The organism is Streptomyces sp. NPDC056296 (genome assembly GCF_042268605.1).
In the GTDB taxonomy this organism is placed as follows: Bacteria; Actinomycetota; Actinomycetes; order Streptomycetales; family Streptomycetaceae; genus Streptomyces.
In genome coordinates this window covers 23,106-48,756 of sequence record NZ_JBHJRX010000063.1, presented here as the reverse complement: position 1 = coordinate 48,756, position 25,651 = coordinate 23,106, and the positions used below count along the sequence as shown (strand labels likewise).

The 25,651-nt window shown below is 71.9% G+C and carries 24 protein-coding genes and 1 pseudogene; 10 read left to right on the top strand and 15 right to left on the bottom strand.

All coding sequences use genetic code 11. The features are described from left to right. Positions 1–142: 142 nt before the first annotated feature. Positions 143–964: pseudogene (locus ACFCZF_RS34245) on the bottom strand (Fpg/Nei family DNA glycosylase); the annotation flags it as partial. A gap of 18 nt (positions 965–982) precedes the next feature. After that, positions 983–5,959, bottom strand: coding sequence for an ATP-dependent helicase (locus ACFCZF_RS34240; protein ID WP_376674952.1), 4,977 nt, complete (start codon positions 5,957–5,959; stop codon positions 983–985). 96 nt (positions 5,960–6,055) lie between these two features. Between ACFCZF_RS34240 and ACFCZF_RS34235 the strand changes: the two genes are divergently transcribed. Genes ACFCZF_RS34235 through ACFCZF_RS34225 form a run of 3 tightly spaced genes read left to right on the top strand, consistent with a single transcriptional unit; the run spans position 6,056 to position 7,970 of the window. Then, entirely contained in the window at positions 6,056–6,922 is an 867-nt protein-coding gene (locus ACFCZF_RS34235) for an AraC family transcriptional regulator (RefSeq protein ID WP_376674951.1), read from the top strand. Then, a complete protein-coding gene (locus ACFCZF_RS34230) occupies positions 6,919–7,665 on the top strand; it encodes an AzlC family ABC transporter permease (RefSeq protein ID WP_376674950.1) in 747 nt (248 codons plus the stop codon). The genes ACFCZF_RS34235 and ACFCZF_RS34230 overlap by 4 nt, the downstream gene beginning before the upstream one ends. Then, positions 7,662–7,970 (top strand): AzlD domain-containing protein, encoded by a 309-nt coding sequence (locus ACFCZF_RS34225; protein WP_376674949.1) that lies wholly within the window; start codon positions 7,662–7,664, stop codon positions 7,968–7,970. Before ACFCZF_RS34230 ends, ACFCZF_RS34225 begins: the two co-directional genes overlap by 4 nt. A gap of 42 nt (positions 7,971–8,012) precedes the next feature. Here ACFCZF_RS34225 and ACFCZF_RS34220 read toward each other — a convergent pair whose 3' ends face one another. Beyond that, the gene (locus ACFCZF_RS34220; RefSeq protein ID WP_376674948.1) at positions 8,013–8,966 is read right to left on the bottom strand and encodes a hypothetical protein; all 954 of its coding nucleotides are present in this window, start codon (positions 8,964–8,966) and stop codon (positions 8,013–8,015) included. A gap of 80 nt (positions 8,967–9,046) precedes the next feature. On the opposite strand from ACFCZF_RS34220, the gene ACFCZF_RS34215 reads away from it, so the two are divergent. Together ACFCZF_RS34215 and ACFCZF_RS34210 are read left to right on the top strand one after the other, a co-directional pair. Beyond that, positions 9,047–9,241: a DUF3046 domain-containing protein gene (locus tag ACFCZF_RS34215; RefSeq protein ID WP_007445009.1), complete on the top strand. Its 195-nt coding sequence runs from the start codon at positions 9,047–9,049 to the stop codon at positions 9,239–9,241. A gap of 60 nt (positions 9,242–9,301) precedes the next feature. Beyond that, on the top strand, positions 9,302–10,573 hold the full coding sequence (locus ACFCZF_RS34210; RefSeq protein ID WP_376674947.1) for an AI-2E family transporter: 1,272 nt from the start codon (positions 9,302–9,304) through the stop codon (positions 10,571–10,573). A gap of 219 nt (positions 10,574–10,792) precedes the next feature. Here ACFCZF_RS34210 and ACFCZF_RS34205 read toward each other — a convergent pair whose 3' ends face one another. After that, positions 10,793–10,993: a type II toxin-antitoxin system VapB family antitoxin gene (locus ACFCZF_RS34205; RefSeq protein WP_055419896.1), complete on the bottom strand. Its 201-nt coding sequence runs from the start codon at positions 10,991–10,993 to the stop codon at positions 10,793–10,795. Positions 10,994–11,272: 279 nt separating this feature from the next. Here ACFCZF_RS34205 and recA point away from each other — a divergent pair, with 279 nt between their 5' ends. Together recA and recX are read left to right on the top strand one after the other, a co-directional pair. Continuing rightward, positions 11,273–12,400: a recombinase RecA gene (recA, locus tag ACFCZF_RS34200; RefSeq protein ID WP_375915790.1), complete on the top strand. Its 1,128-nt coding sequence runs from the start codon at positions 11,273–11,275 to the stop codon at positions 12,398–12,400. Positions 12,401–12,402: 2 nt separating this feature from the next. Beyond that, entirely contained in the window at positions 12,403–13,287 is an 885-nt protein-coding gene (recX, locus tag ACFCZF_RS34195) for a recombination regulator RecX (RefSeq protein WP_376674946.1), read from the top strand. A gap of 140 nt (positions 13,288–13,427) precedes the next feature. Here the strand turns inward: recX and ACFCZF_RS34190 are convergent, their stop codons facing one another. The 8 genes from ACFCZF_RS34190 to ACFCZF_RS34155 form a co-directional block, all read right to left on the bottom strand. Next, positions 13,428–13,820, bottom strand: a complete 393-nt coding sequence (locus ACFCZF_RS34190) for a rhodanese-like domain-containing protein (RefSeq protein WP_376674945.1) — start codon at positions 13,818–13,820, stop codon at positions 13,428–13,430. Then, a complete protein-coding gene (locus ACFCZF_RS34185; protein ID WP_376674944.1) occupies positions 13,817–14,359 on the bottom strand; it encodes a cysteine dioxygenase in 543 nt (180 codons plus the stop codon). The genes ACFCZF_RS34190 and ACFCZF_RS34185 overlap by 4 nt, the downstream gene beginning before the upstream one ends. Before the next feature lie 77 nt (positions 14,360–14,436). Further along, a complete protein-coding gene (locus ACFCZF_RS34180) occupies positions 14,437–14,484 on the bottom strand; it encodes a hypothetical protein (RefSeq protein ID WP_375915856.1) in 48 nt (15 codons plus the stop codon). 160 nt (positions 14,485–14,644) lie between these two features. After that, the gene (locus ACFCZF_RS34175; protein WP_376674943.1) at positions 14,645–16,279 is read right to left on the bottom strand and encodes an FAD-dependent monooxygenase; all 1,635 of its coding nucleotides are present in this window, start codon (positions 16,277–16,279) and stop codon (positions 14,645–14,647) included. Positions 16,280–16,455: 176 nt separating this feature from the next. After that, a complete protein-coding gene (locus ACFCZF_RS34170; RefSeq protein ID WP_376674942.1) occupies positions 16,456–17,352 on the bottom strand; it encodes an amino acid ABC transporter permease in 897 nt (298 codons plus the stop codon). Next, the gene (locus tag ACFCZF_RS34165; RefSeq protein WP_375915772.1) at positions 17,349–18,014 is read right to left on the bottom strand and encodes an amino acid ABC transporter permease; all 666 of its coding nucleotides are present in this window, start codon (positions 18,012–18,014) and stop codon (positions 17,349–17,351) included. The genes ACFCZF_RS34170 and ACFCZF_RS34165 overlap by 4 nt, the downstream gene beginning before the upstream one ends. A gap of 84 nt (positions 18,015–18,098) precedes the next feature. Then, positions 18,099–18,935: a glutamate ABC transporter substrate-binding protein gene (locus ACFCZF_RS34160; protein WP_375915770.1), complete on the bottom strand. Its 837-nt coding sequence runs from the start codon at positions 18,933–18,935 to the stop codon at positions 18,099–18,101. A 91-nt stretch (positions 18,936–19,026) separates the two neighbouring features. Next, entirely contained in the window at positions 19,027–19,803 is a 777-nt protein-coding gene (locus tag ACFCZF_RS34155) for an amino acid ABC transporter ATP-binding protein (RefSeq protein ID WP_310870878.1), read from the bottom strand. 288 nt (positions 19,804–20,091) lie between these two features. On the opposite strand from ACFCZF_RS34155, the gene ACFCZF_RS34150 reads away from it, so the two are divergent. After that, positions 20,092–20,778, top strand: coding sequence for a response regulator transcription factor (locus ACFCZF_RS34150; RefSeq protein ID WP_376674941.1), 687 nt, complete (start codon positions 20,092–20,094; stop codon positions 20,776–20,778). Positions 20,779–20,787: 9 nt separating this feature from the next. Beyond that, on the top strand, positions 20,788–22,242 hold the full coding sequence (locus tag ACFCZF_RS34145) for an ATP-binding protein (protein ID WP_376674940.1): 1,455 nt from the start codon (positions 20,788–20,790) through the stop codon (positions 22,240–22,242). On the opposite strand, the gene ACFCZF_RS34140 is transcribed toward ACFCZF_RS34145, so the two are convergent. Further along, positions 22,221–23,216, bottom strand: coding sequence for a TAXI family TRAP transporter solute-binding subunit (locus ACFCZF_RS34140; RefSeq protein ID WP_376674939.1), 996 nt, complete (start codon positions 23,214–23,216; stop codon positions 22,221–22,223). The two genes, ACFCZF_RS34145 and ACFCZF_RS34140, sit on opposite strands and share 22 nt — an antisense overlap. Positions 23,217–23,324: 108 nt before the next feature. On the opposite strand from ACFCZF_RS34140, the gene ACFCZF_RS34135 reads away from it, so the two are divergent. Then, the gene (locus tag ACFCZF_RS34135; RefSeq protein ID WP_376674938.1) at positions 23,325–23,753 is read left to right on the top strand and encodes a MazG nucleotide pyrophosphohydrolase domain-containing protein; all 429 of its coding nucleotides are present in this window, start codon (positions 23,325–23,327) and stop codon (positions 23,751–23,753) included. A 161-nt stretch (positions 23,754–23,914) separates the two neighbouring features. On the opposite strand, the gene ACFCZF_RS34130 is transcribed toward ACFCZF_RS34135, so the two are convergent. Continuing rightward, on the bottom strand, positions 23,915–25,147 hold the full coding sequence (locus tag ACFCZF_RS34130; RefSeq protein ID WP_375915754.1) for a cation:proton antiporter: 1,233 nt from the start codon (positions 25,145–25,147) through the stop codon (positions 23,915–23,917). 4 nt (positions 25,148–25,151) lie between these two features. Further along, positions 25,152–25,637: a cation:proton antiporter regulatory subunit gene (locus ACFCZF_RS34125; RefSeq protein WP_376674937.1), complete on the bottom strand. Its 486-nt coding sequence runs from the start codon at positions 25,635–25,637 to the stop codon at positions 25,152–25,154. Positions 25,638–25,651 lie beyond the last annotated feature (14 nt).

Genomic DNA, 25,651 nt, shown 5'->3' with positions numbered 1-25,651 from the left:
AGTTCGTGGGGCGGGCCGTGGTGGAGGCGGCGCTCGGACGCGGCTGGGAGGTGACCGTCTTCCACCGCGGACGGCACGCCCCGCCGCCCGGGGTGGGGTTGCCTCCCCGCCGCCCCCCCCCCCCCCCCCGCGCCCCGGCCTCGGTACGCCCGCGTGGGCGCGGCGCAGGGCCGGGCTGGCAGGTCGGGCACCAGTACGTGGGGCGCTCCCGGGAGCCGTCGCCCTGGTCCGCCACGCGGACGGACGTGCCGCAGCGCAGGCAGGGGCGGGGCGCACGGCCGTACACGAACAGGTCATGGCCGCGGTCATGGCCGCGCAGACCCGTCGTACGACGGACCGGGCGGACCCGGTTGGCCTCCAGGAGCTTCTTCGCGAGCTCGGGCAACTTCACGGCGTGTGCGGCGGGCAGGTCCCCGACGGGGAGCCAGGGAGTGACGCCGAGCAGGAAGCAGAGCTCGCACTTGTAGACGTTGCCGACACCGGCGAGATTGCGCTGGTCGAGCAGGGCCTCGCCGAGCGGGCGGGCGGGGTCCGCGCGCAGGTTGGCCAGGGCCCGCTCGGGGTCCCAGTCCGGGCCCAGCAGGTCCGGGCCGAGATGACCGACGGCGCGCTCTTCGTCGGCGGTGCGGAGGAGCTCCAGCACCGGCAGGCGATAGCCGACGGCCGTGCGGTCGGCCGTGCCGAGGATCACCCTGATCTGGTGCGCCGGGCCGCCGCTCCAGCGCTGACCGGCCGCGAACACCTTCCAGGAGCCGTCCATCCGCAGGTGCGAGTGCACCGTCAGGCCGCCCTCGACCCGGGTGAGCAGGTGCTTGCCGCGCGGGGTGACGTCCAGGACCGTACGGCCGGTGAGATCGGCCGTGGCGTACCGGGGCACGCGGAAGTCGCTGCGGGTCAGCACCTTGCCCGCGAGGGCCTCGTGCAGCCGTCGTGCGGCCTGCCAGACCGTGTCTCCTTCGGGCATGGGACAAGGGTGACAGGCTCAGGCTCTGATGCGCAGGCCGCGCGGCGTGGCGATGAACCCGGCTTCCTCCAGGAGCGGGCCGAAGGGGGACGTCAGGGCCGCCGCGCCGTTCACCCGCTCCACCGTGACCGTGCCGAGGGAACCGGCGCGAGCGGCCGAGGCGAGCGCCTCCGCGGCCGCTCGCAGACGGGGGTCGTCCGTGGGCGGACTGTCCGGGGCGGAGGGCCAGAGCAGGAGCGTCTTGCCGCCGCGCTCCATGTAGAGGGCCGGTTCGCCCTCGACGAGTACCACCAGGGAGCCCGCCTTGCGTCCCGGCTTGTGCGTGGCACCGGCCGGCGCTTCGGGCCAGCCGAGGGCCGCGCCGTAGGCGTTGGCCGGATCGGCGGCGGCCAGCACGACGGCCCGCGGACCGGCGGAGGGGCGGCCGCGACGGCCCGGAAACCCGGTGTCGTACGAACCGCGCGGGCCACCGAAGCCTCCGTGCGCGCCGCCTCCGCGCGGACCGCCGGCGCCCGGTTCGGCGTAGTCGCGGGGGGAGACGTAGTCACCCCGGGAGGACGGAAGCCGCGGAGGGGCCGCGAAGGCGTCGCCGGGTCGGTCCGGGGCGTCGATGTCCCCGTAACCGTCGGACGGGAAGTCGTCGTAGGGAGAGCCGCCGAAGACCGGGGCACCCGGACTGTCGGAGCCGTCGGGTGAGACGTGGGTCTCGAGGCCGCCTCCGGTGAAGTCCGGCCGCCCGGGCGGACCCTCGCCACGCTCCCGGGCGTTCGAGACCGCGCGCAACCGGTCCACGGCACCCTCCATGGCGAACTGCGCCGCGCCCAGCCCCTCCACGACATAGCCGCGCCGGGCCTGCCCGCTCTCCTCGAACGCGGCAAGAATGCGGTACACGGCGGAGAAGCCGCCTTCGACGCCCTCGGCGGCGACGGCGCCGCGGGTCACCACGCCGTGCCGGTCCAGGAGCGTGCGGGCCAGGGCGTGGGCGCGCACCGTGGCGTCGGCCTCGCGGACCGGGAGCAGGGACCAGCGGCCCGCGACGGTCGGCGGGCCGGTGCGGGACGCGGGGCGGGCGGCGGCCGTCAGCGAGCCATAGCGCCCGCGTGGCATCGCGCGCTTGGCGCGGTGGGCCGTGGAGCCCGCGGTGCGGCCGGAGCCCAGCAGAGAGCGCAGGGGGGCGAGTGTGTCGTTCGTCAGGCGTCCGGACCAGGCCAGGTCCCACAGGGCGTCGGCCAGCTGCGGATCGGTGGCGTCCGGGTGGGTGGTGGCGCGGACCTGATCGGCGATCTGCCGGAAGAACAGGCCGTACCCGCCCGAGAGGGTGTTCAGGACGGACTCGTGAAGGGCGGTCGTCTCCAAGGGATGCGGGGGCGGCAGGAGCAGCGGGGCCGCGTCCGCCAGATAGAGGGAGACCCAGCCGTCCTTCCCAGGGAGCGAACCCGCTCCCGCCCACACCACCTCACCGGCGGCCGTGAGCTCGTCCAGCATGGCCGGGTTGTAGTTCGCCACCCGGGAGGGCAGGACGAGCTTCTCCAGGGCGGAGGCGGGCACGGAGGCGCCCTGCAACTGCTCGACGGCGCGGACCAGTCCGTCGAGGCCGCGCAGCGCGTGCCCCTTGCCGATGTGCTGCCACTGGGGGAGGAACTGACCGAGCGCGGCCGGTGGCACCGGTTCCAGCTCGTGCCGCAGTGCGGCCAGGGAACGGCGGCGCAGCCTGCGCAGGACGGTCGCGTCGCACCACTCCTGGCCGATGCCGGCCGGATGGAACTCGCCCTGCACGACCCGGCCCGCCGCGGCGAGCCGCTGCAGTGCGCCCTCGGTGACCGCCACGCCCAGGCCGAAGCGGGCCGCCGCGGTGACCGACGTGAAGGGGCCGTGGGTGCGGGCGTGGCGGGCGAGGAGGTCGCCGAGCGGGTCCTTGACCGGCTCGGTGAAGGCCTCGGGCACGCCCACGGGCAACGCCGTGCCCAGCGCGTCGCGCAGCCGGCCCGCGTCCTCGATCGCCGCCCAGTGGTCGCCGCCGGCGACGCGCACCCTGATCGCGCGGCGGGCGGCGGCCAGCTCCTGGGCCCACTGCGGCTCGGCGCCCCGCTCGGCCAGCTCGGCGTCCGTGAGTGGACCGAGCAGCCGCAGCAGGTCCGCGACGCCCTCCGGGTCCTTGACGCGGCGGTCCTCGGTGAGCCACTGGAGCTCGCGCTCCAGCTCGGTGAGCACCTCCGCGTCGAGCAGCTCGCGCAGTTCCGCCTGGCCGAGCAGCTCGGCCAGCAGCCGGGAGTCCAGGGAAAGGGCGGCGGCACGGCGCTCGGCGAGCGGCGAGTCGCCCTCGTAGAGGAACTGGGCGACGTATCCGAAGAGCAGGGAGCGGGCGAAGGGGGACGGCTCGGGGGTGGTGACCTCGACCAGGCGCACCTTGCGGGACTCCAGGTCGCCCATCAGCTCGGCCAGCCCGGGCACGTCGAAGACGTCCTGGAGGCACTCGCGGACCGCCTCCAGGACGATCGGGAACGAGCCGTACTCGCTCGCCACCTCGAGCAGCTGCGCGGCGCGCTGGCGCTGCTGCCACAGCGGGGTGCGCTTGCCGGGGCTGCGCCGCGGCAGCAGCAGCGCGCGGGCGGCGCACTCGCGGAAGCGGGACGCGAACAGTGCCGAGCCGCCCACCTGGTCGGTGACGACCCGGTCGACCTCGCCCTTGTCGAAGACGACGTCGGCCGCGCCCACGGGCGCCTGCTCGGCGTCGTACTCCAGCCCTGGCTTCGACGGTTCCTGGTCGAGCAGGTCCAGGCCCATCAGGTCGGCGTCCGGCAGGCGCAGCACGATGCCGTCGTCGGCGTGCATGGCCTGGGCGTCCATGCCGTACCGCTCGGACAGGCGGGCGCCGAGCGCGAGCGCCCAGGGGGCGTGGACCTGGGCGCCGAAGGGCGAGTGGACCACGACCCGCCAGTCGCCCAGCTCGTCGCGGAAGCGCTCGACGACGATGGTGCGGTCGTCGGGGACGTGGCCGCAGGCCTCGCGCTGCTCGTCGAGGTACGCCAGCACGTTGTCCGCGGCCCAGGCGTCCAGTCCCGCGGTGACCAGGCGGAGCCGGGCGTCCTCCTTGGGGAGGGAACCGACCTCGCGCAGGAACGCGCCCAGCGCGCGGCCCAGTTCGAGGGGGCGGCCCAGCTGGTCGCCCTTCCAGAAGGGCAGCCTGCCCGGCACGCCCGGGGCGGGGGAGACCAGGACCCTGTCGCGCGTGATGTCCTCGATGCGCCAGGAACTGGTGCCGAGCGTGAAGACGTCCCCGACGCGGGATTCGTAGACCATCTCCTCGTCCAGCTCGCCGACCCGGCCGCCACCCTTCTTCGGGTCGGCCCCGGCGAGGAAGACCCCGAAGAGGCCGCGATCGGGGATCGTGCCGCCCGAGGTGACGGCGAGGCGCTGCGCGCCCGGACGGCCGGTGACCGTCCCGGCGACCCGGTCCCACACCACGCGTGGGCGCAGCTCGGCGAAGGCGTCGGACGGATAGCGGCCCGCGAGCATGTCCAGGACGGCCGTGAAGGCCGACTCCGGGAGCGAGGCGAACGGGGCGGCGCGGCGGACGGTGGCGAGCAGGTCGTCGACCTGCCAGGTGTCCAGCGCGGTCATCGCGACGATCTGCTGGGCCAGGACGTCCAGCGGGTTGGCGGGGACCCTGAGGGCCTCGATGGCGCCGCTGCGCATCCGCTCGGTGACCACGGCCGCCTGGACCAGATCGCCGCGGTACTTGGGGAAGACCACGCCCGTGGAGACCGCGCCGACCTGGTGCCCCGCGCGGCCGACGCGCTGGAGACCGGAGGCGACGGAGGGCGGTGACTCGACCTGGACGACCAGGTCGACGGCGCCCATGTCGATACCCAGCTCCAGACTGGAGGTGGCCACCACGGCGGGCAGGCGGCCCGCCTTGAGGTCCTCCTCGACGAGGGCGCGCTGCTCCTTGGAGACCGAGCCGTGGTGGGCGCGGGCGATCACCGCGGGGGCGCCCTGGGCGGCTCCCGAGCCGCCCATGAGTTCGGCGGGGGAGTGGTGCTCGTCCAGGGGCTCACCGGTCGCCCGTTCGTACGCGATCTCGTTGAGCCTGTTGCACAGGCGCTCGGCCAGGCGCCGGGAGTTGGCGAAGACGATCGTGGAGCGGTGCGACTGGACGAGGTCGGTGATCCGCTCCTCCACGTGCGGCCAGATCGACGGACGCTCCGCGCCTTCATTGCCGTCCGCGACCGGGGAACCGCCCAGCTCGCCCAGGTCCTCGACCGGGACGACGACGGACAGGTCGAACTCCTTGCCCGAGTCCGGCTGGACGATCTCCACCTTGCCGCGCGGTGCGAGGAACCGGGCGACCTCGTCCACCGGACGGACCGTCGCCGACAGGCCGATGCGACGGGCCGGCTTCGGCAGCAGCTCGTCCAGCCGCTCCAGGGTGAGCGCGAGATGGGCGCCGCGCTTGGTGCCGGCGACCGCGTGCACCTCGTCCAGGATCACCGTCTCGATGCCGGTCAGCGCGTCGCGCGTGGCCGACGTCAGCATCAGGAACAGGGACTCCGGGGTGGTGATCAGGATGTCCGGCGGGCGGGTGGACAGGGCACGGCGCTCGGCGGGCGGGGTGTCGCCGGAGCGGATGCCGACCTTGACCTCGGGTTCGGGCAGGCCGAGGCGTACGGATTCCTGGCGGATGCCGGTCAGGGGGCTGCGGAGGTTGCGCTCGACGTCGACGGCCAGGGCCTTGAGCGGGGAGACGTACAGGACTCGGCAGCGCTTCTTGGGGTCGGCGGGCGGGGGTGCCGAGGCCAGCTGGTCCAGGGCGGCGAGGAAGGCGGCCAGCGTCTTGCCGGAGCCGGTCGGGGCGACCACCAGCACGTCCGAGCCCTCGGAGATGGCCTGCCACGCGCCCGCCTGGGCGCCGGTGGGCGCGGAGAAGGCCCCCGTGAACCAACCGCGGGTCGCGGGGGAGAAGCCGTCCAGGGCTCGGTGTGCGGAGCTGACCATGGATCCATCGTGCACCCGAGCACTGACAATCGGCCTGAGCTGGACGGATGCCGGGCGTGACGCCGGCACCTGGAAGCCGTGACGGAGAATGGGGGCATGGCGGCATCGGACGAGCGGGCACGGCACTGGCGGTACGCGGAGCTGCCCGACGTCGATCTGCTGCGGGCCCAGTACATACGGAAGACCTTCGTACGCCACACCCACGAGCACTTCGTCATCGCCGCCATCGCCGACGGAGTGGAGGTCTTCCACCACGGCGGAAGCGATCAGTACGCCGGGGCGGGAGCACTCGCCCTGGTCAACCCCGACACCCCGCACACGGGGCGGGCCGGAGTGCCGGAGGGATGGCGCTACGGGGCTGTCTACCCGGCGCCCGAACTCGTGGCCGGGATCGCGGCGGAGACGACCACGCTGCGCGGGACGCCTGGGTTCGTCCGGCCGGTGCTCGACGATCCGTACGCCGTCGAGCTGGTGCACCGCGTGCTGCGGGCCGCCGACGAGGGGAACGCGCTCGCCGCCGACACCCTGCTGCGGGTGGCCGTGACCCGGTTGCTGCGGCTGAACGGCGGGCCGCTGCCGCGCCGGGCGGTACGGACGGCAGGGGCCGGCATCGCGGCACGCGCGCGTGGCGTGCTGGAGGAGCAGATGGCCGACCCGCCGAGTCTGGAAAGGCTCGCCGGGGAGCTCGGGAGCAGTCCGTTCGCGCTGCTGCGCGCCTTCCGGGACGCCTACGGAATGCCGCCCCACACCTGGCTGACGGACGCCCGGGTGCGCCGGGCCCGGCGGCTGCTGGACGCCGGCACGAGGCCGTCCGAGGCCGCCGTCGCCGTGGGGTTCACCGACCAGCCGCACCTGAACCGGCACTTCGCGCGGATCGTGGGCGTGCCGCCCGGCGCCTACCAGCGGGAGCGCAAGAACGTACAAGACGCGCGGCGGCGGCTTCTCCTACCGTCCGAGGCGTGACAGAACAGACAGCTGTTCCCGACACGGGCGTCGTCGAAGACAAGCCGGACGCCGCCGTCGTACGGGACGCCCTCGGGGTCGGAGTCGCCGTCGGACTGTCCGGGTTCGCCTTCGGGGTGACCTCGGCCGGCAGCGGACTGACACTGATGCAGACATGCGCGCTCAGCCTCCTGGTGTTCACCGGAGCGTCCCAGTTCGCGCTCGTGGGGGCGCTCGCGGCCGGCGGCAACCCGCTCACCGCCGCGGCGGGGGCCTTCTTCCTGGGCGTGCGCAACGCCTTCTACGGGCTGCGGCTGTCGCAGTTGCTGGCCCTTCCGCGCGCGGTGCGCCCGTTCGCCGCGCAGTGGGTCATCGACGAGACGACGGCCGTGGCCCTCGCACAGCCCACGCGGCGCAGCGTCCGGATCGGGTTCACCGTCACCGGACTCACCCTGTACCTGCTGTGGAACCTCACCACGCTGCTCGGCGCGCTGGGCGCGGAGGCGATCGGGGACACCGACGCCTGGGGGCTCGACGCCGCCGGCCCCGCGGTCTTCCTGGCGTTGCTCGCGCCGATGCTGAAGACCGCCACCGAGCGCGCGGTCGCCGCCTTGGCCGTCCTCCTGGGACTCGGCCTGCTGCCCGTGCTGCCCGCCGGTGTGCCCGTCCTGGTGGCCGCCCTGGCGGCACCGGCCGTCCTGTGGGCGCGGGGTCGTCGCGGAAGCGGCGCTGTAGAGGACTCCGCGCGGGAGGGAGAGCGTTGAGCGTCTGGATCGCGATCGGCGTGACCGCCGTCGGCTGCTACGCCGTCAAACTCCTCGGGCTGCTGGTGCCCGCGGGCGCCCTGGAGCGGCCCCTCGTCCGGCGGCTCGCCGCCCTGCTGCCCGTCGCCCTCCTCGCCGCGCTCACCGCCCAGCAGACCTTCGCCGACGGGCAGGTGCTCGTGCTGGACGCGCGGGCGGCGGGAGTCGCCGCAGCCGCCGTGGCACTGGTGCTGCGCGCGCCCTTCCTGCTCGTCGTCGCTGCGGCAGTGGTGGTGACCGCGGGCGTACGTGCCATGGGCGGGTGAGCCGGGACAGTCGGGTGAGCCGGTCGAGCCGGGTCAGTCGGGTCAGCCGACCGGGTGGCCGTACGCGCGGAGTGTGCGCAGGGCCTCGATCGTCACCCCGGGGCGCGCCTCCAAGGCGGGGGCGGGTGCCCACCGGCGCCGACGCACGGGCCAGCCGCCGTCCTCCTCCTGCTCGGCCGAGAGAGCGCGCAGGGACCGGGCCATCTCGTCGTCCGTGAACCACGCGCGCGCGAGGGAGTGCGGGTGCCGCGCGTAGTCGTGGGGGAAGTGGTGCTCGTGCGGGGCGTAGCCGGGGGAGACCGGGTACGCGTCGGGGTCGTCCGGGTTCAGCACCGCCAGGCGCTGCTCGCGCACCAGGCGGCCCAACCGGTCGGCCGCCGCCTCCGCGCGCGGACGGTCGGGAGCGGCGTCCAGGAAGACCACGGCGGCCTCGACCTCGTACGGGTGCGAGGTCTCCAGCGACTCGACCGCCTGCCAGCAGAAGTCCGTGGCCCGGAACAGCCAGGCGTGCCAGACCTCGTTGCGGTGCAGCAGCCCGACCACCGGACCGGTGGCGAGGAGTTCGCCGGGTGGGTCGTCCAGGACCGGTACGAAGGGCGCGGTCGGATACCCGTGTTGGCTGGGATGGATCGTCGGCAGGGCGCCGTCCGCAGTGGACACGGAGGTCAGATAGCGGCACATCCGCTCCACGCGCTGTCCGCCGCAGCGCCCGACGGCGTCCAGGACGCGCAGGGCGTGCGCGGTGTGCGGCGGCCGGCTGACGGGGCCGCGCAGATCGGGTTCCAGCGCGTGGCCGTACCCGCCGTCCTCGTTGCGGTAGGCGTCCAGCGCGGTCTCCACCGGGCCGGCGTCGCCGCCGCGGAAGTGGTACGCGAAGAGGCGCTGCTCCAGTACGCGCGCGGTGAGCCAGACGAAATGCTCCGCGCGCGCGAGCGGGGAGCACGCCGTACGGGTCTGGGGCGTCGGGGGGAGTGGGGAAGCTCCAATTTCGGCCATGGTCAGACCGTATGACGCAAAGCGTTCCCGGCACGTGGTCCCGGCGTGGGGCCCACTCTCAGGGGCGGGATACTGGAGTCATGCGGTTGACGGTCTTCTGGGAGCGGATGACGGATCACTTCGGTCCGGGCTACGCCGACACCTTCGCGCGCGATCACGTGATGGCGGAGCTGGGCGGGCGCACGGTGCACGAGGCGCTGGACGCCGGATGGGACGCCAAGGACGTGTGGCGGGTGGTCTGCACCGTCATGAACGTGCCGCGGGAACAGCGTTGACCGGTCACGAAGATCACCGGACGGGACTCCGCTGTCGGTTGCGTGGGCGAGACTTGGTCCGTGGCACCCACTGACGAGACCGGGCAGGCGAACCGGCAAGCATCCCCGACCGGTACGACGCCGCCCACCGGTCCCCCGCCCGGCGGCCCCGCCGGGCCGGGCGCCCGCATGCCGCGCTGGCTCCCGCGCGCCATGGTGCTGGCCCTCGCGCTCATCGCCGTCTTCCAGCTGGGCAGCTGGGCCTTCCACCAGCTCACCGGCCTGTTGATCAACGTCCTCATCGCCTTCTTCCTGGCCCTGGCCATCGAACCCGCGGTGAGCTGGATGGCCGGACGCGGCTTGCGCCGCGGGCTGGCCACCTTCCTCGTCTTCATCGCCGTGCTGATCGCCGCCGCGGGGTTCGTCACGCTGCTCGGCTCGATGCTCGCGGGCCAGATCGTCAAGATGGTCGAGGACTTCCCGGACTACCTCGACTCCGTCATCAACTGGGTCAACGGTCACTTCCACACCGAGCTGAGACGGGTGGACATCCAGGAGGGCCTGCTCCGCTCCGACTGGCTGCGCAACTACGTCCAGAACAGCGCCACCGGCGTCCTGGACGTGTCGGCCCAGGTCCTCGGTGGCCTCTTCCAGATGCTGACGGTCCTGCTGTTCTCGTTCTACTTCGCCGCCGACGGCCCCCGGCTGCGGCGCGCGCTCTGCTCCGTCCTGCCGCCCGCCCGGCAGGCCGAGGTCCTGCGCGCGTGGGAGATCGCCGTGGACAAGACCGGCGGTTACCTGTACTCGCGCGGTCTGATGGCGCTGGTCTCCGGCATAGCGCACTACATCCTGCTGGAGATCCTGGAGGTGCCCTACGCTCCCGCGCTCGCCGTGTGGGTGGGCCTGGTGTCGCAGTTCATCCCCACCATCGGCACCTATCTCGCGGGCGCCCTGCCCATGCTGATCGCCTTCACGGTCAACCCCTGGTACGCGCTGTGGGTACTGATCTTCGTGGTGATCTACCAGCAGTTCGAGAACTACGTCCTGCAGCCCAAGCTGACGTCCAAGACCGTGGACATCCACCCGGCGGTCGCCTTCGGCTCGGTCGTCGCGGGCGCCGCCCTGCTCGGCGCCGTCGGCGCGCTGATCGCCATCCCGGCGATCGCCACACTGCAGGCGTTCCTCGGCGCGTACGTCAAGCGCTACGACGTCACGGACGATCCGCGCGTCCACGGACGCCGAAGCCGCCGGTCGGGGCCTGGCGGCTCGACGCGTCTGCGGAAACTGTGGGCTCGGCGACCGGAGCCGGGACACCCCGGGGCGGAGGGCGCCGGGGGCGGCGGCTCGTCCTGATGAGGCCGCCCAGTACGTGAGAGCGGCCCACGGAGCGCACCGCCGGCGTCATGCCGGCGGGCCCGGTGGGCCGACGGCGGAACGATGCGAGCGGTCGGACGGTACGGTGCCCGGGACCTGGGCAGGTGTGGCCAGGCGGGCGGCGCCGACGGCCCTGACGTTCCGCACGGGGCAAGCCTGACCTGGCCTGCCCGCGCCGGACGGCGGCGGGTGCTGGGATCAGCCCTGCGGTTCCTGCGGCTTGGCGTCGACCTCCCGCAGGTTCCGGTCCTTGAACTCGGTGCGGGTCTCCGTGCGGTGGCCGCGGGCGATGTAGTCCCGCACCACCGCCTCGACGGCGTCCTGGGGCGAGCCGATGCCGGCCAGGACCATCGCTTCCACCACCAGTTCGGCGTCGAGACTGATGCTGACCTTGGCCATGATGTCCCCCTCCTCCACGTCGCATCCGCACTCTAGCCACCCGGCCGCCGGCCCGGCAGACGTACGCTCGGAGGTGCCGCGTGGTGCGCTTGACACCAAAATCGAACATCCATTCTTATGGAGGCTCTGGCGAGGCTCGTGACGGGTGATTCGACTGGGTTTGGGCGGAGAAGTGCCCGAGTTATCCACAGGCCGGACCCGCATCAGGGTGGATTGTCAGTGGCAGGCATTAGCGTCTTTGACGTGAAGCGATCGAATCAAGCAAACCGGGTGGAACCCATGGCAGGAACCGACCGCGAGAAGGCCCTGGACGCCGCGCTCGCACAGATTGAACGGCAGTTCGGCAAGGGCGCGGTCATGCGCATGGGCGACCGATCGAAGGAGCCCATCGAGGTCATCCCGACCGGGTCGACCGCGCTCGACGTGGCCCTCGGCGTCGGCGGCCTGCCGCGCGGCCGCGTCATCGAGGTCTACGGCCCCGAGTCCTCGGGCAAGACGACCCTGACCCTGCACGCGGTGGCGAACGCACAGAAGGCCGGCGGCCAGGTCGCGTTCGTGGACGCGGAGCACGCCCTCGACCCCGAGTACGCGCAGAAGCTCGGCGTCGACATCGACAACCTGATCCTGTCCCAGCCGGACAACGGTGAGCAGGCCCTGGAGATCGTGGACATGCTGGTCCGCTCCGGCGCCCTCGACCTCATCGTCATCGACTCGGTCGCGGCGCTCGTGCCGCGCGCGGAGATCGAGGGCGAGATGGGCGACAGCCACGTCGGTCTGCAGGCCCGCCTGATGAGCCAGGCCCTGCGGAAGATCACCAGCGCGCTCAACCAGTCCAAGACCACCGCGATCTTCATCAACCAGCTCCGCGAGAAGATCGGCGTGATGTTCGGCTCTCCGGAAACCACGACCGGTGGCCGGGCGCTGAAGTTCTACGCCTCGGTGCGACTCGACATCCGACGCATCGAGACGCTGAAGGACGGCACCGACGCGGTCGGTAACCGCACCCGCGTCAAGGTCGTCAAGAACAAGGTCGCGCCGCCCTTCAAGCAGGCCGAGTTCGACATCCTCTACGGCCAGGGCATCAGCCGCGAGGGCGGCCTGATCGACATGGGCGTGGAGCACGGCTTCGTCCGCAAGGCCGGCGCCTGGTACACGTACGAGGGCGACCAGCTCGGCCAGGGCAAGGAGAACGCGCGCAACTTCCTGAAGGACAACCCCGACCTGGCCAACGAGATCGAGAAGAAGATCAAGGAGAAGCTGGGCGTCGGCGTACGTCCCGAGGAGCCGGCCACCGAGCCGGGCGCGGACGCAGCCGCCTCCGCCGCCCCGGCCGACGCGGCACCGGCGGTGCCCGCCCCCGCGACCGCCAAGGCCACCAAGTCCAAGGCCGCGGCAGCCAAGAGCTGACCGTGACACGACGAACCGACTGGGCCGAGTACGCCTACCCGGACAACGCCTCGCGGGAGCGCGAGCGGGGGAGACCGGGTGACGACGGCTCCGTCGGCATGGACGACGGCGCGTACGGGGCGGCTGCGGTCCCGTACGAGACGGACCCGTCCGCCGTCACCGACGGCACGGCCGACCCCTTCGCGCCGTACGGCGCCGAGGGCCCGTACGACGCCGGTTCTCCCGGTGACGGCGGGGCACGCCGCGGTGACGGCGGCGCGCGTGGCAGAGCCCGACGGGGCCGTGGGGCGGGCAGCGGGCGCGGGCGGCGTCGCGAGCGTGCGGAGTCGCCCGCCGAGGACGGAGGTGCCACTTCCTCGTCGAGGGCCGAGAAGGGGGAGCCTCCGCGGGACCCGGTCGAGCAGGCACGGGCGATCTGCCTGCGCCTGCTCACCGGGACCCCGCGCACCCGCAAGCAACTCGCCGACGCCCTGCGTAAGCGGGAGATCCCCGACGAGGCCGCCGAGGAGGTGCTGTCCAGGTTCGAGGAGGTCGGCCTGATCAACGACAGCGCCTTCGCGGAAGCCTGGGTGGAGTCCCGGCACCACGGCCGCGGGCTGGCCCGGCGCGCCCTCGCCAGGGAGCTGCGGACCAAGGGCGTCGACGCCACGCTCATCGACGAGGCGGTCTCGCAGCTGGACTCCGAGCAGGAGGAGGAGACCGCGCGCGAGCTGGTCGCCCGCAAGCTGCGCGCCACTCGCGGCCTCGACCGCGACAAGAGGCTGCGCCGCCTCGCGGGCATGCTGGCCCGCAAGGGCTACCCCGAGGGCATGGCCCTGCGGGTGGTCCGCCAGGCGCTGGAGGAGGAGGGCGAGGACACGGAGTTCCTCGGCGACGAGGGGTTCTGACCCGGGTCAATACAGGGGTTCTGATCCGGGTCGCGCCGGGTCTGGCCGAAGTGCCGGAGGGCGCACGGACCGGCGAAGCCGACCTGCTGGTCGTGCCCGATCCCTCCGGTCTTGCCGACCCTCTGTCACGGGTGCGCGGGCTACGAAACGGCCACCGGCAGTCCCGCCGCCCGCCACGCCTGGAATCCGCCGATCAGATCGGTGGCCCGGTGCAGGCCCAGGCGGTGCAGGGACTCCGCCGCCAGGCTGGAGGCGTAGCCCTCGTTGCACACCACGACGACGCGCAGGTCATGGCTCGTGGCCTCGGGGAGACGGTGGCTGCCCTGCGGATCCAGACGCCACTCCAGTTCGTTGCGCTCGATCACCAGCGCGCCGGGGATCACACCGTCCCGCTCGCGCAGGGCGGCGTAACGGATGTCGACCAGCAGCGCCGTGCCGGCCCCGGCGGCGTCGTACGCCGCGCGCGGCGCGATCCGACGGTAACCGCTGCGCACACGCTCCAGCAGGGCGTCGATTCCCGTCGGCTCGCTCACTGCCAGTCCTCCGGGCGCTCGACCTGCTCCAGGCGCAGGGTCTGCCCGTTGCGGCTGTAGCGGCGGATCTGCGGCAGCGGCGGGTAGTAGGCGTGCACGGAGACCGCGTGCCGGTCGGGCGACTCGTTGAGCACCTCGTGCACATGGTGCCGGCCGAACGCGCGTCCCTTGCCCGTCGGCAGTCGGCGTTTCCGGTCCACCCCTTCGGTGAGTTCCAGGGTCTTCCAGCCGTCGGTGGGCAGACGGGCGGCGAGCGCGTTCTCCGTGAGCTCACCCGCGGCGGTCATGAACGCGCCCACGGACTCGGCGTGATCGTGCCAGCCGGTGCCCGTACCGGGCGGCCAGCCGATCAGCCAGGCCTCGCTGCCGCCCGGTCCGGCCAACCGGACCCAGGTACGGCCCTCCGGGTCGAGCGGGAGGGAGGCGATCAGTTCGGCGTCGGCGGCCGTACGGCGTACGAAGTCGAGGAGTTCGGCCTGAGTGGGAGCGGCCGTGGCCGCGGAGGCAAGAGAGACAGAGGCAGGGGAGGAGACAGACACGGGTACCGTCCTGGAAGTTTCGCGAGGGAGCACGCGGCGGCACGCAGGAGCGGCGCGCGCGAAGAAGTGATGCGAATTCAGCAGGACGGGTGACACACGCAGCCCGCATAGCGGATGAGGTCCATGTGGACCCTCCGCCACAGGCGTACACAGGTGTCGGTCACGAACCGGAGTAGACCACGCCGGTGTGGGCCGGTCAACTCACAGTCACCATATGGACAGCGCCCGGCCGACGGCCGACGGCCGACGACGACGAGCCGCCGGCGCGCCCCCCCCGGACGGCCGTCAGCGGGACCCGGCCGCGGCCTCCGCCCCCGCCCCCGCCTCTTCCGCTGTGGGCTCTGTGGCCGTGGTCGTCGCCCCGCCCACAGCCGTCTCTGCCGCCGCGTACAGATCGGCCGGGCGCACCCCGTTCAGCGCCGTGACGAGGTGGCCGTCGGGCCGCACCAGCAGCACCGTGTGGGCCGCGGCACCCGGGTAGCTCTCGGCGACCAGCAGCTCGGCGTGATGCGGTAGCGCCGTCACCGCAGCCGCCAGCCTGGGCATGATGCCGGCGGTCACCCAGTGCTTGCGGTCCCACACACCGGTACCCGGCGCGATCAGCACAACCAGCAGTGCCCCGCGCCCGAGCCGGTCGCGCAGCCGTACGAACGTGCCGTCCTCCGCCGTGACCCGCACATCGGTGACGGGCCCCCCGAACGGTGTGCCGACGGACACCTCCCCGGCGAGGTCCGCGGGCGCGAGCGGCGAGTCGGCGTACGAGCCCGGCGCGCCCAGCGCCCCGCGCCGCAGGTGGCCGTCCGCGAGCAGCGCGTCGTTGCCGCGGGTCGAGCCGGGGACGTAGGAACGCAGACCTCCGCCACCGCGCAGCAGCGGCAGGACCTGGTCGGCGGCGCGCAGCCGCGCGGCGATCGCCGCGCGCCGCTCCTCCTGGTAGCTGTCGAGCAGCGCCTCACGCGGTCCGTGATGCCAGGCCAGGGCCAGTTTCCAGGCGAGGTTGTCGGCGTCCAGCAGCCCTTCATCGAGCCCCTGTGTGCCCAGCGCGCCCAGCAGGTGGGCCGCGTCCCCGGCGAGGAGTACGCGGCCCACCCGCCAGCGGCGGGCCAGCCGGTGGTGGACCGTGTGGACTCCGGTGTCGAGGAGTTCGTAGGACGGGGGCGACCCGCCGGCCCAGCCGGTGAGGGTCTCGCGGACCCGGTTGACCAGCAGTTCGGGCGTGACCAGATCCTTGCCGGGAGGCAGCAGCCAGTCCAGGCGCCACACGCCGTCCGGCAGGGGCCGGCCGACGATTTCGCCGGCCGACGGACCGGACGTACGCCATGGGGGCATCCGGTGGAGCAACGCCTCGTCGGTCCAGGGGAGTTCCGTGCGCAGTGCGGCGACGGCGTATCGTTCCACCGCCGTACGGCCCGGGAAGCGGATGTCCTGGAGCTTGCGGACGGTCGAGCGGGGACCGTCGCAGCCGACCAGGTAACTGCCGCGCCACCAGGTGCCGCCGGGGCCGCGGGTGTGAGCCGTGACGCCCGAGGTCTCCTGCTCGATGCCGTCCAGGCGGCTGTCCACCGCGACCTTGACGAGCGACTCGTGGGCGAGTGCCGTGCGCAGGACGTCGGTCAGTTCGTGCTGGGCGATGTGCAGCGGCGCCGGGTCGGTGTCGCCGAACGCGACCTCGCGCGTCACCTGCTTGCGCCGCATCGACCGCCATCCGGCCCAACGGAAGCCCAGCCCCGTCAGCGGTGTGCCGGTCAGCCGCTCGACGAGGGCGACGGCGTCCTCGCCCAGGACGACGGTGCGCGCGGGACGCGGTTCGTCCTTGCCCGGCCCTTCATCGAGCACGACACAGGGCACCTCCTGCCGCGCCAGCGCCAGGGCGAGCGTGAGCCCGACGGGCCCCGCTCCGGTGATGATCACCGGGTCCACGGCGCGACGCCCCCTGCCCGTGACGGTGTCCCGGGGGACGTGGGTGAACAGGACGTTGGAGCAGGGTGCACGGTCACAGAACGTATGCAACCTATTGCCGCTGCTTGCGTCAAGTGACGGAGGCAGTGGCGATCATGCCACTGCCTCCGTTGATGGTCATATGAGGTGACTGGGCGTCAGGCAGCCCCGCCGCCGCCAGTCGCAGACGTCCCCGCCACTCCGGCGTCGTCCGCCTTGAGCACCGCGCCGCTCGACTTCTTGGCCCGCCGCAGTCGGCGTTCCAGCCAGCTCGCGAAGCTCGTGAGGGAGAAGTTGAGCGCGATGAAGAGGACGGCGATGACGGTGAAGCTCGCGATGATGTTGGCGCCGTAGTAGGCACTCATCGTGTTGGCGGAGGCGAGCAGCTCGGGGAAGGTCAGGACCGCGCCGCCGAGAGCGGTGTCCTTAAGAATCACGACGAGCTGGCTGACGATGGCCGGAAGCATCGCGGTGACCGCCTGTGGCAGCAGGATCAGCCGCATGGACTGGCCCTTGCGTAGCCCGATCGCCATCGCGCCTTCCGACTGGCTCTTGGGCAGCGCCAGGATGCCGGCCCGTACGATCTCCGCGAGGACGGCGGCGTTGTACAGGACCAGACCCGTGACAACCGCGTACAGCGGACGGTCGTCCGAGCTGACGTTGGTGTACTCGGCGAACAGGGCGAGGCCGAAGATCATCAGAACCAGTACGGGGATGGAGCGGAAGAACTCCACCACGATCCCGACCGGGATCCGCACCCACGCGTGGTCCGACAGCCGGGCGATGCCCAGCACGGCACCGAGCGGCAGGGCGATGACCATCGCGAGGGCCGCTGCCTTCAGGGTGTTCTGCAGACCCGGCCAGATGTACGTCGACCAGGGCTCGCCGCTGGTGAAGAACATCTTCCACTTCGCCCAGTCGAGCTGGCCCTTCTCGTCGAGGGCCTGGTAGACCCACCACAGCAGGGCCACGAGGGCGACCAGGAAGACGGCCGTGAACAGGACGTTGCGCCGCTTGGCGCGCGGACCCTGCGCGTCGTAGAGAACGGAGCTCATCGCTTCACCGCCACCTTCTTGCCCACCCAGCCGAGAATCAGGCCGGTCGGCAGCGTCAGAACCACGAAGCCGAACGCGATGACCGCGGAGATCAGCAGCAGCTGTGCCTCGTTCTCGATCATGTCCTTCATCAGTGCCGCCGCTTCGGCGACACCGATGGCCGCGGCCACCGTGGTGTTCTTGATGAGCGCGATCAGTACGTTCGCCAGGGGACCGACCGTGGAACGGAACGCCTGCGGCAGGACTACGAGACGAAGCACCTGGCCGAAGCTGAGCCCAATCGCCCGGGCTGCCTCCGCCTGGCCGACGGGCACCGTGTTGATGCCGGAGCGCAGCGCCTCGCACACGAAGGCCGAGGTGTAGAGGATCAGACCCAGGACGGCGAGCCGGAAGTTGATCGTCTCGAAGTCGCTGCCGCCGAGCTTGACTCCCAGGGTCTGGTTCAGGCCGAGGGACGCGAACAGGATGATGACGGTCAGCGGAATGTTCCGCACGATGTTCACGTACGCGGTCCCGAGGCCGCGCATCAACGGCACCGGGCCGACGCGCATGGCGGCCAGTATGGTGCCCCAGATCAGGGAGCCGACGGCCGAGAGCACAGCGAGCTGCACTGTCGTCCAGAAGGCTCCCATCAGGTCGTAATCCTGAAGAAAGTCGAACACGATCTCCCGCGCTTCCGCGTGTAGGGATGCCCGCCCCGGTGCGCCGCCCCTTCCGGAGGGCGGCGCACCCTGTCAGGCCCGGCTTCAGCTCTTGACGTCGCCGATCTTCGGCGCGGGCTCGTTCTTGTAGTTGGCCGGGCCGAAGTTGTCCTTCACGGCCGTCTCCCAGGCACCGTCGGAGACCATGGCCTCAAGGGCATCGTTGATCTTGGCCTTGAGGTCGCTGCCCTTCTTGACGCCGATGCCGTAGTTCTCGTTGGTCATCTTGAAGCCGCCGAGCTTGAACTTGCCCTTGAACTGCTCCTGGGCGGCGTAACCGGCGAGGATCGAGTCGTCCGTGGTGAGCGCGTCGATGGCGCCGGTCTGCAGACCGTTCAGACAGGCGGAGTACGTCGGGTACTTCTGGAGCTCGGCCTTGAGGCCCAGCTTGTCGTTGACGTTCTGCGCCGAGGTCGAGCCGGTGACCGAGCAGAGCTTCTTGCCGTTGAGGTCCTCCGGCTTCTTGATGGAGTCGTCGTCGGCGCGCAGCAGCACGTCCTGGTGGGCGAGCAGGTACGGCCCGGCGAAGTCGACCTTCTCCTCGCGCTTCGGGGTGATCGAGTACGTGGCCGCGATGAAGTCGACGTCACCGCGCTGCAGCATGGTCTCGCGGTCGGCGCTCTTCGACTCCTTCCACTCGATCTGGTCCTCGGTGTAGCCGAGCTTCTTGGCGACGTACGTGGCGACGTCCACGTCGAAGCCCTCGTAGCCGTCGGGGGTCTTCTGGCCGAGGCCCGGCTGGTCGAACTTGATGCCGATGGTGATCTTCTTGTCGTCGCCACCCGAGGAGCCGCTGTCTCCGTCGTCGGAGCCGCACGCGGTGGCGGTCAGAGCGAGGGCGAACACGGTGGCCGAGGCGGCGGTGACCTTGCGGAGCTTCATGGTGAACATCCTTTGACTGTGATCAGACGATCAGATGCGAGAGGCGAGCCGGCTGGAGCGCGGGCGACACGGACGTCGGACCCGCACCGTGTCAGTGGTGCAGGATCTTCGACAGGAAGTCCTTGGCGCGGTCGCTGCGCGGGTTGCTGAAGAACTGGTCCGGCGTGGCCTCTTCGACGATGCGGCCGTCCGCCATGAACACCACGCGGTTGGCCGCCGACCGGGCGAAGCCCATCTCGTGCGTGACCACGACCATGGTCATTCCGTCACGGGCGAGCTGCTTCATGACCTCCAGCACCTCGTTGATCATCTCGGGGTCGAGAGCCGACGTCGGCTCGTCGAAGAGCATGACCTTCGGGTCCATGGCCAGCGCCCGCGCGATGGCGACGCGCTGCTGCTGACCGCCGGAGAGCTGCGCGGGGTACTTGTCCGCCTGGGCGCTCACGCCGACGCGGTCGAGCAGGGCGCGGGCCTTCTCCTCGGCCTTCTTGGCGTCGACCTTGCGGACCTTGACCTGGCCCAGGGTGACGTTCTCGAGCACGGTCTTGTGCGCGAAGAGATTGAAGGACTGGAAAACCATGCCGACGTCGGCGCGCAGCCTGGCGAGCTCCTTGCCCTCCGCGGGCAGGGGCTTGCCGTCGATCGCGATCGATCCTGAGTCGATGGTCTCCAGGCGGTTGATGGTGCGGCACAGGGTGGACTTACCGGACCCGGAGGGCCCGATGACCACGACAACCTCGCCGCGGGTGATCGTCAGGTCGATGTCCTGGAGCACGTGCAACGCGCCGAAGTGCTTGTTGACACTCTTCAGGACGACCAGTTCGCCGGTCGCGGCCACATCTTCCTTGGCCACCGATACTTCGGTCATCGCTCTCGGGCTCCGTCCTCCTCGGTTTCGGAGGACAGTAGTAACGCCTATCGACCTGCGTCTCTACATCTGAGGGGAATCTGAGCATCACGATCCGGTAGCAATCGGATACGAGTCGTAGCACTTGTGAGCAGGGCGCATATCGGCCGGATAACTTCGAGCGGCCGCAACCGGAAGCCTCTTGACGCCGTCCCCCTCCATCGGCGTCACTGCACAAGGTGCCCGCGCGCGTGCACGTGTCTTTCTACCCATGCCGAGCGTACGGCCGATGAACCGAAGGGAGCCCGGATGAGACTGCTGCTCGTCGAGGACGACAACCACGTGGCCGCCGCTCTGTCCGCGATCCTGGCACGGCACGGCTTCGACGTCACCCACGCGCGCAGCGGCGAGGAGGCCCTCCAGGCGCTCGTCCCCGAGTTCGACTGCTTCGGCGTCGTCCTGCTCGACCTGGGACTGCCCGACCAGGACGGCTACGAGGTCTGCGGCAAGATCCGCAAGCGCACCAGCACCCCGGTCATCATGGTCACCGCCCGCTCCGACGTGCGCTCCCGCATCCACGGCCTCAACCTCGGCGCCGACGACTACGTCGTCAAGCCGTACGACACCGGAGAGCTGCTCGCCCGGATCCACGCCGTCAGCCGGCGCACCGCCCACGAGGACACCACCGGGAGCACCGAGACCGTGGTGCGCCTCGGACCGGTGCGTATCGAGCTGCCGACACGCCAGGTCACCGTGGACGGTTCGGTTGTCCAACTCACCCGCAAGGAGTTCGACCTCCTAGCCCTGCTCGCACAGCGCCCCGGAGTGGTCTTCCGCCGGGAGCAGATCATCAGCGAGGTCTGGCGCACCAGCTGGGAGGGGACCGGGCGCACGCTGGAGGTGCACGTCGCCTCGCTGCGCGCCAAGCTGCGCATGCCGGCGCTCATCGAGACCGTCCGCGGCGTCGGCTACCGCCTCGTCGCCCCCACCGGATAGCGGGGCCGGGTGAGCACACGCCTGCTCCCGCTGCTCATCGTCCTGATGGCGGCCGTACTGCTCGCGCTCGGCGTTCCGCTCGGCGTCAGCGTCGCCCGCGCGGAGCAGCAGAAGGTCGTCATCGACCGCATAGACGACACGGCACGCTTCGCCGCGCTCGCCCAGTTCGTCACCGAGGACGTGCCGGGCGGATCGCGCCGGACGACCACGGACGAGCGCCTGGAGACCCTGCAGACCGAGCTCACCAGCTACTACGAGGTCTACGGCATCAAGGCCGGCGTCTTCTACCGCAACCACATCCCGATGGCCAACGCGCCGACGACCTGGTTCCTCCCCCAGACCGGCGAGGTGCGCGACTCCTTCGACGAGGCACTGCTCAGCCGCCGCAGCCACGACCCGCAGCAGGTGTGGCCCTGGGAGGACGGCCGGCTCGTGGTCGCCTCGCCGGTCATCCGGGACGGGGACGTGGTCGCGGTCGTGGTCACCGACTCGCCCACCGACTCGATGCGGTCGCGCACCCTGCGCGGCTGGCTGGTCATCGGCGCCGGTGAGATCGCCGCCATGCTGCTCGCCGTCGGCGCCGCGCTCCGGCTGACCGGCTGGGTGCTCAGGCCGGTACGCGTGCTGGACGCCACGACCCACGACATCGCCACCGGGCGGCTCAAGTCCCGGGTCGCGCCGGCCGGGGGACCGCCGGAGCTCAGACGCCTTGCCGGGTCGTTCAACGAGATGGCGGACCACGTGGAGGACGTGCTGGAGCAGCAGCGCGCCTTCGTCGCCGACGCCTCGCACCAACTGCGCAACCCCCTCGCGGCGCTGCTGCTGCGTATCGAGCTGCTCGCCCTGGAACTGCCCGAGGACAACGAGGAGATCGCCTCCGTCCAGACCGAGGGCAAGCGCCTGGCCCGGGTCCTGGACGACCTGCTCGACCTGGCGCTGGCCGAGCACAGCCAGGCGGACCTGATGGTCACCGACATCGGCGCGCTGGCCGCCGAGCGGGTGGCGGCCTGGTCACCGACGGCCGGGGCCAAGGGTGTGCGGCTGGTGGGGGACTGCCCGCCGACAACGGGCTGGGCCGACCCGGTGACGCTGTCCAGCGCCCTGGACGCGGTCATCGACAACGCGGTGAAGTTCACGCCGGCCGACGAGACCGTCCGGGTCACGGTCGCCTCCGTCGGGGACGCCACCACCGTCGTCGTCACCGACAACGGTCCCGGGCTGACCGACGAGGAGCTCGCGCGCGTGGGCGACCGTTTCTGGCGCAGCGGCCGGCATCAGAACGTCAAGGGCTCCGGCCTCGGCCTGTCCATCTGCCAGGCGCTGCTCGCGGCGGGCGACGGCTCGATCCACTTCGGCCACCACGAGCCGCACGGCCTCGAGGTGACGGTCACGGTGCCGAGGTCCGGACCGGGGGCGGGCGCCCCCGAGGAGCCGGAGCGGCCCTACGGCTTCACCGACCGGTAGTAGCGCCGGGCACCCTCGTGCAGCTCCAGTGGGTCGGTGTAGATCGCGGTGCGCAGGTCCACCAGCTGCGCGGAGTGCACGGTCGCCCCGATGCCGTCGCGGCTGTCGAGTACCGTCCGGGTCAGCCACTCGGTGAGCCGCGGATCCATGTCCGCGCGGGTCACCAGCAGGTTGGACACCGCCATCGTGGGCACCACGGCGCCGTTCTGCACGGTGGGGTACGCCGACTCCGGCATGTTGGTGGTCCGGTAGTAGCGGGTCGCGCCGCCTGACTCGTGCAGCTTGGTGACGAGGTCCTCGCCGATCGGCACGAACCGGAAGGCGGAGGTCTCCGCGATCTGCTTGAGCCCGTCCGTCGGCACGCCGCCCGACCAGAAGAACGCGTCGAGCTCGTCGCCCAGCCGTCCCGGGCCGGTGTCGATCCCGTCCGCGCGGGGCGTGATGTCCTTCTCCGGGTCGATGCCCACGGCCTTCAGCAGCCGGGTGGCGATCAGCCGTACGCCGGAGTTCGGCAGCCCGATGGCCACCCGCTTGCCGCGCAGGTCGGCGACGGACTGGATGTCCGAGTCACTCGGCACCACGAGCTGCACGTAGTCGTCGTAGAGGCGGGTGACACCGCGCAGCGCCTCGGCGCCGGGGCGGCCGGCGATCTTGTACGTTTCCACGGCGTCGGCCGCGGCGATCGTGAAGTCGGCCTCCCCGGACGCCACCCGCTCGACGTTCTCCTGCGAGCCCGCGCTGGTCATCAGCCGCACCTTCAGGTCCGGCATGTCCTTGCGCAGCTCGGCGCGGAGCAGTTCGCCGTACTTCTGATAGACGCCCGCGCGTGTGCCCGTGCTGAACGTGATCGCCCCGCCCGGCGGTTCCTCGCCCAGTGGCAGCAGCCACCACAGCAGCAGCCCGAGGGCGACGGCACCGGCGACCGTGCCCTGGACGGCGCGGCGTCCGCCGATACGGGAGAGCAGCGAGGACATGTGCGCGATCCTGCCAGCCCGAAACCCGGCTGACCAGGGCGGAGCTCACACGGCGACCGTGCGGGAGCGCGGGGCCGACTGTCAGTGGCGCTCGCTACAGTCGTCGGCATGAGCTCCTCGCCCGCCGACCTGGTCCGCGCCTTCCACCTCGTCTTCGGGCTGGACGCCCGCAGCACGCCGACCGAGGTCTCCCCGGACCTGGCCGCCCACAGAGGTGAGTTGCTCGCCGAGGAGGCCGCCGAGGTCGCCGAGGTGTCGGTGACGGGCCCGCTCGACCGGCTCGCGCACGAACTGGCGGACGTGGTCTACGTCGCCTACGGCACGGCGCTCGTCCACGGCATCGACCTCGACGAAGTGATCGCGGAGATCCACCGCTCCAACATGACCAAGCTGGGCCCCGACGGCCGGGTCAGCCGCAGAGCCGACGGCAAGGTCCTCAAGGGCGACCACTACGAGACTCCGGACGTGCCGGGCGTACTGCGCCGACAGGGGTGGACGCCGCGGACGGCGGAGGCGTCGGAGACGCCGGGCGCCTGACGGGGCTGCGGGGCGCGCGGCGGCCTTCAGCGTTACTTGCCGCTACCGCTGCCGCTGCCGCTGCCGCCGACGTACGACACGACGACCCCGGCACTTGCGTGCCGGGGTCGTACTCGGGGCGTGCCGGGGCGTACCGAGGTCGTCGCGGGGCCGTCGCGGCGTCAGTCGCCCACCGACGCCTCCGCCCCCGCCGTCTGCGGCGTCCCCTCGGGAACGCCGCCGGGGCGGTCGGGATTGTCCCGGCGACGGAACAGACGGGACGCCAGCGGCTCGGTGAAGCGGGCGGTGAGGGGGCCGAGGACGACCAGGATGAGGACGTAGGCCGTGGCCAGCGGGCCCAGGGACGGTTCGACACCGGCCGACACCGCGAGGCCCGCGATGACGATCGAGAACTCGCCGCGCGCCACCAGCGCACCGCCCGCGCGCCAGCGGCCCTTGACGGAGATCCCGGACCGCCGCGCGGCCCAGTACCCGGTGGCGATCTTCGTCACGGCGGTGAGCAGAGCCAGTGCGAGAGCGGGCAGCAGGACCGGCGGAATGCTGGCCGGATCGGTGTGCAGCCCGAAGAAGACGAAGAAGACCGCGGCGAACAGGTCCCGCAGCGGGCTCAGCAGCGTGTGCGCGCCCTCCGCGACCTCTCCGGACAGCGCGATGCCCACGAGGAACGCGCCGACGGCGGCCGACACCTGGAGCTGCTGCGCGACGCCCGCCACCAGGATCGTCAGGCCCAGCACCACGAGCAGCAGCTTCTCCGGGTCGTCGCTGGAGACGAACCGCGAGATCACCCGGCCGTAACGCAGCGCCACGAAGAGCACCGCGCCCGCCGCGGCCAGCGCGACCGCCAGCGTGATGCTCCCGGTCATCAGCCCGGCACCGGCCACCAGAGCGGTGACGATCGGCAGGTACACCGCCATCGCCAGGTCCTCCAGGACCAGCACGCTCAGGATCACCGGGGTCTCGCGGTTGCCGACGCGGCCGAGGTCTCCGAGCACCTTGGCGATCACACCGGACGACGAGATCCACGTCACCCCGGCCAGGACGACGGCCGCCACCGGACTCCAGCCCAGCAGCAGTGCGGCCACCGCACCCGGCACGGCGTTGAGGGCGCAGTCGACGAGGCCGGCCGGATAGTGGGACTTCAGGTTGGTCACCAGGTCGCTGGCCGTGTATTCCAGGCCCAGCATCAGCAGCAGGAGGATGACGCCGATCTCGGCGCCGGCGGCGACGAACTCCTCGCTCGCCCCCAGCGGCAGCAGGCCGCCCTCACCGAACGCCAGCCCGGCCAGCAGGTACAGCGGGATCGGGGAGAGGCGGTATCGACCGGCGAACCGGCCGAGCAGCCCGAGCCCCAGAATGATGGAACCGAACTCGATCAGCAGAACCGCGGAGTGCACCGGCTCACTCCTGCCCGAGTATCGCCGCGGCCGCGTCGACGCCCTCGCGGGTGCCGATGACGATCACAGTGTCACCACCCACCAGCCGGAAGTCCGGCGCCGGCGACGGAATGGCCTCGGCCCGCCGCAGCACCGCGACGATGGACGCGCCGGTCTCGGTCCGCATGCACGTCTCGCCGAGCAGGCGGCCGTTCCACCGGGACGTCGCGGCCACCTCGATCCGCTCCGCGACCAGCCCGAGGTCAGTGGTGTAGAGCAGGCTCGGGCTGTGATGGGAGGGCATCAGCGCGTCGATCAGCGCGCCCGCCTCCGCGCCGGCCAGCCGGAGCGAGTGGGCGCAGGAATCGGGGTCGTCGGCCCGGTACATGTTCACCGTCCGGGTGCCGTCGCGGTGTGCCACCACCGACAGGTGCCGGTGTTCGCGAGTCACCAGGTCGTACTGGACCCCGATACCCGGCAGCGGCGTCGCCCTCAGGCGTGGAGCTGACACGAGCTTTCCCCTCA

Bases quoted from the DNA above. Each gene is read 5' to 3' on its own strand.
- ACFCZF_RS34240 (WP_376674952.1), bottom strand. From the start codon at position 5,959: ATGGTCAGCTCCGCACACCGAGCCCTGGACGGCTTCTCCCCCGCGACC.
- ACFCZF_RS34235 (WP_376674951.1), top strand. From the start codon at position 6,056: ATGGCGGCATCGGACGAGCGGGCACGGCACTGGCGGTACGCGGAGCTG.
- ACFCZF_RS34220 (WP_376674948.1), bottom strand. From the start codon at position 8,966: ATGGCCGAAATTGGAGCTTCCCCACTCCCCCCGACGCCCCAGACCCGT.
- ACFCZF_RS34215 (WP_007445009.1), top strand. From the start codon at position 9,047: ATGCGGTTGACGGTCTTCTGGGAGCGGATGACGGATCACTTCGGTCCG.
- ACFCZF_RS34205 (WP_055419896.1), bottom strand. From the start codon at position 10,993: ATGGCCAAGGTCAGCATCAGTCTCGACGCCGAACTGGTGGTGGAAGCG.
- recA (WP_375915790.1), top strand. From the start codon at position 11,273: ATGGCAGGAACCGACCGCGAGAAGGCCCTGGACGCCGCGCTCGCACAG.
- ACFCZF_RS34170 (WP_376674942.1), bottom strand. From the start codon at position 17,352: ATGAGCTCCGTTCTCTACGACGCGCAGGGTCCGCGCGCCAAGCGGCGC.
- ACFCZF_RS34160 (WP_375915770.1), bottom strand. From the start codon at position 18,935: ATGAAGCTCCGCAAGGTCACCGCCGCCTCGGCCACCGTGTTCGCCCTC.
- ACFCZF_RS34155 (WP_310870878.1), bottom strand. From the start codon at position 19,803: ATGACCGAAGTATCGGTGGCCAAGGAAGATGTGGCCGCGACCGGCGAA.
- ACFCZF_RS34150 (WP_376674941.1), top strand. From the start codon at position 20,092: ATGAGACTGCTGCTCGTCGAGGACGACAACCACGTGGCCGCCGCTCTG.
- ACFCZF_RS34140 (WP_376674939.1), bottom strand. From the start codon at position 23,216: ATGTCCTCGCTGCTCTCCCGTATCGGCGGACGCCGCGCCGTCCAGGGC.
- ACFCZF_RS34135 (WP_376674938.1), top strand. From the start codon at position 23,325: ATGAGCTCCTCGCCCGCCGACCTGGTCCGCGCCTTCCACCTCGTCTTC.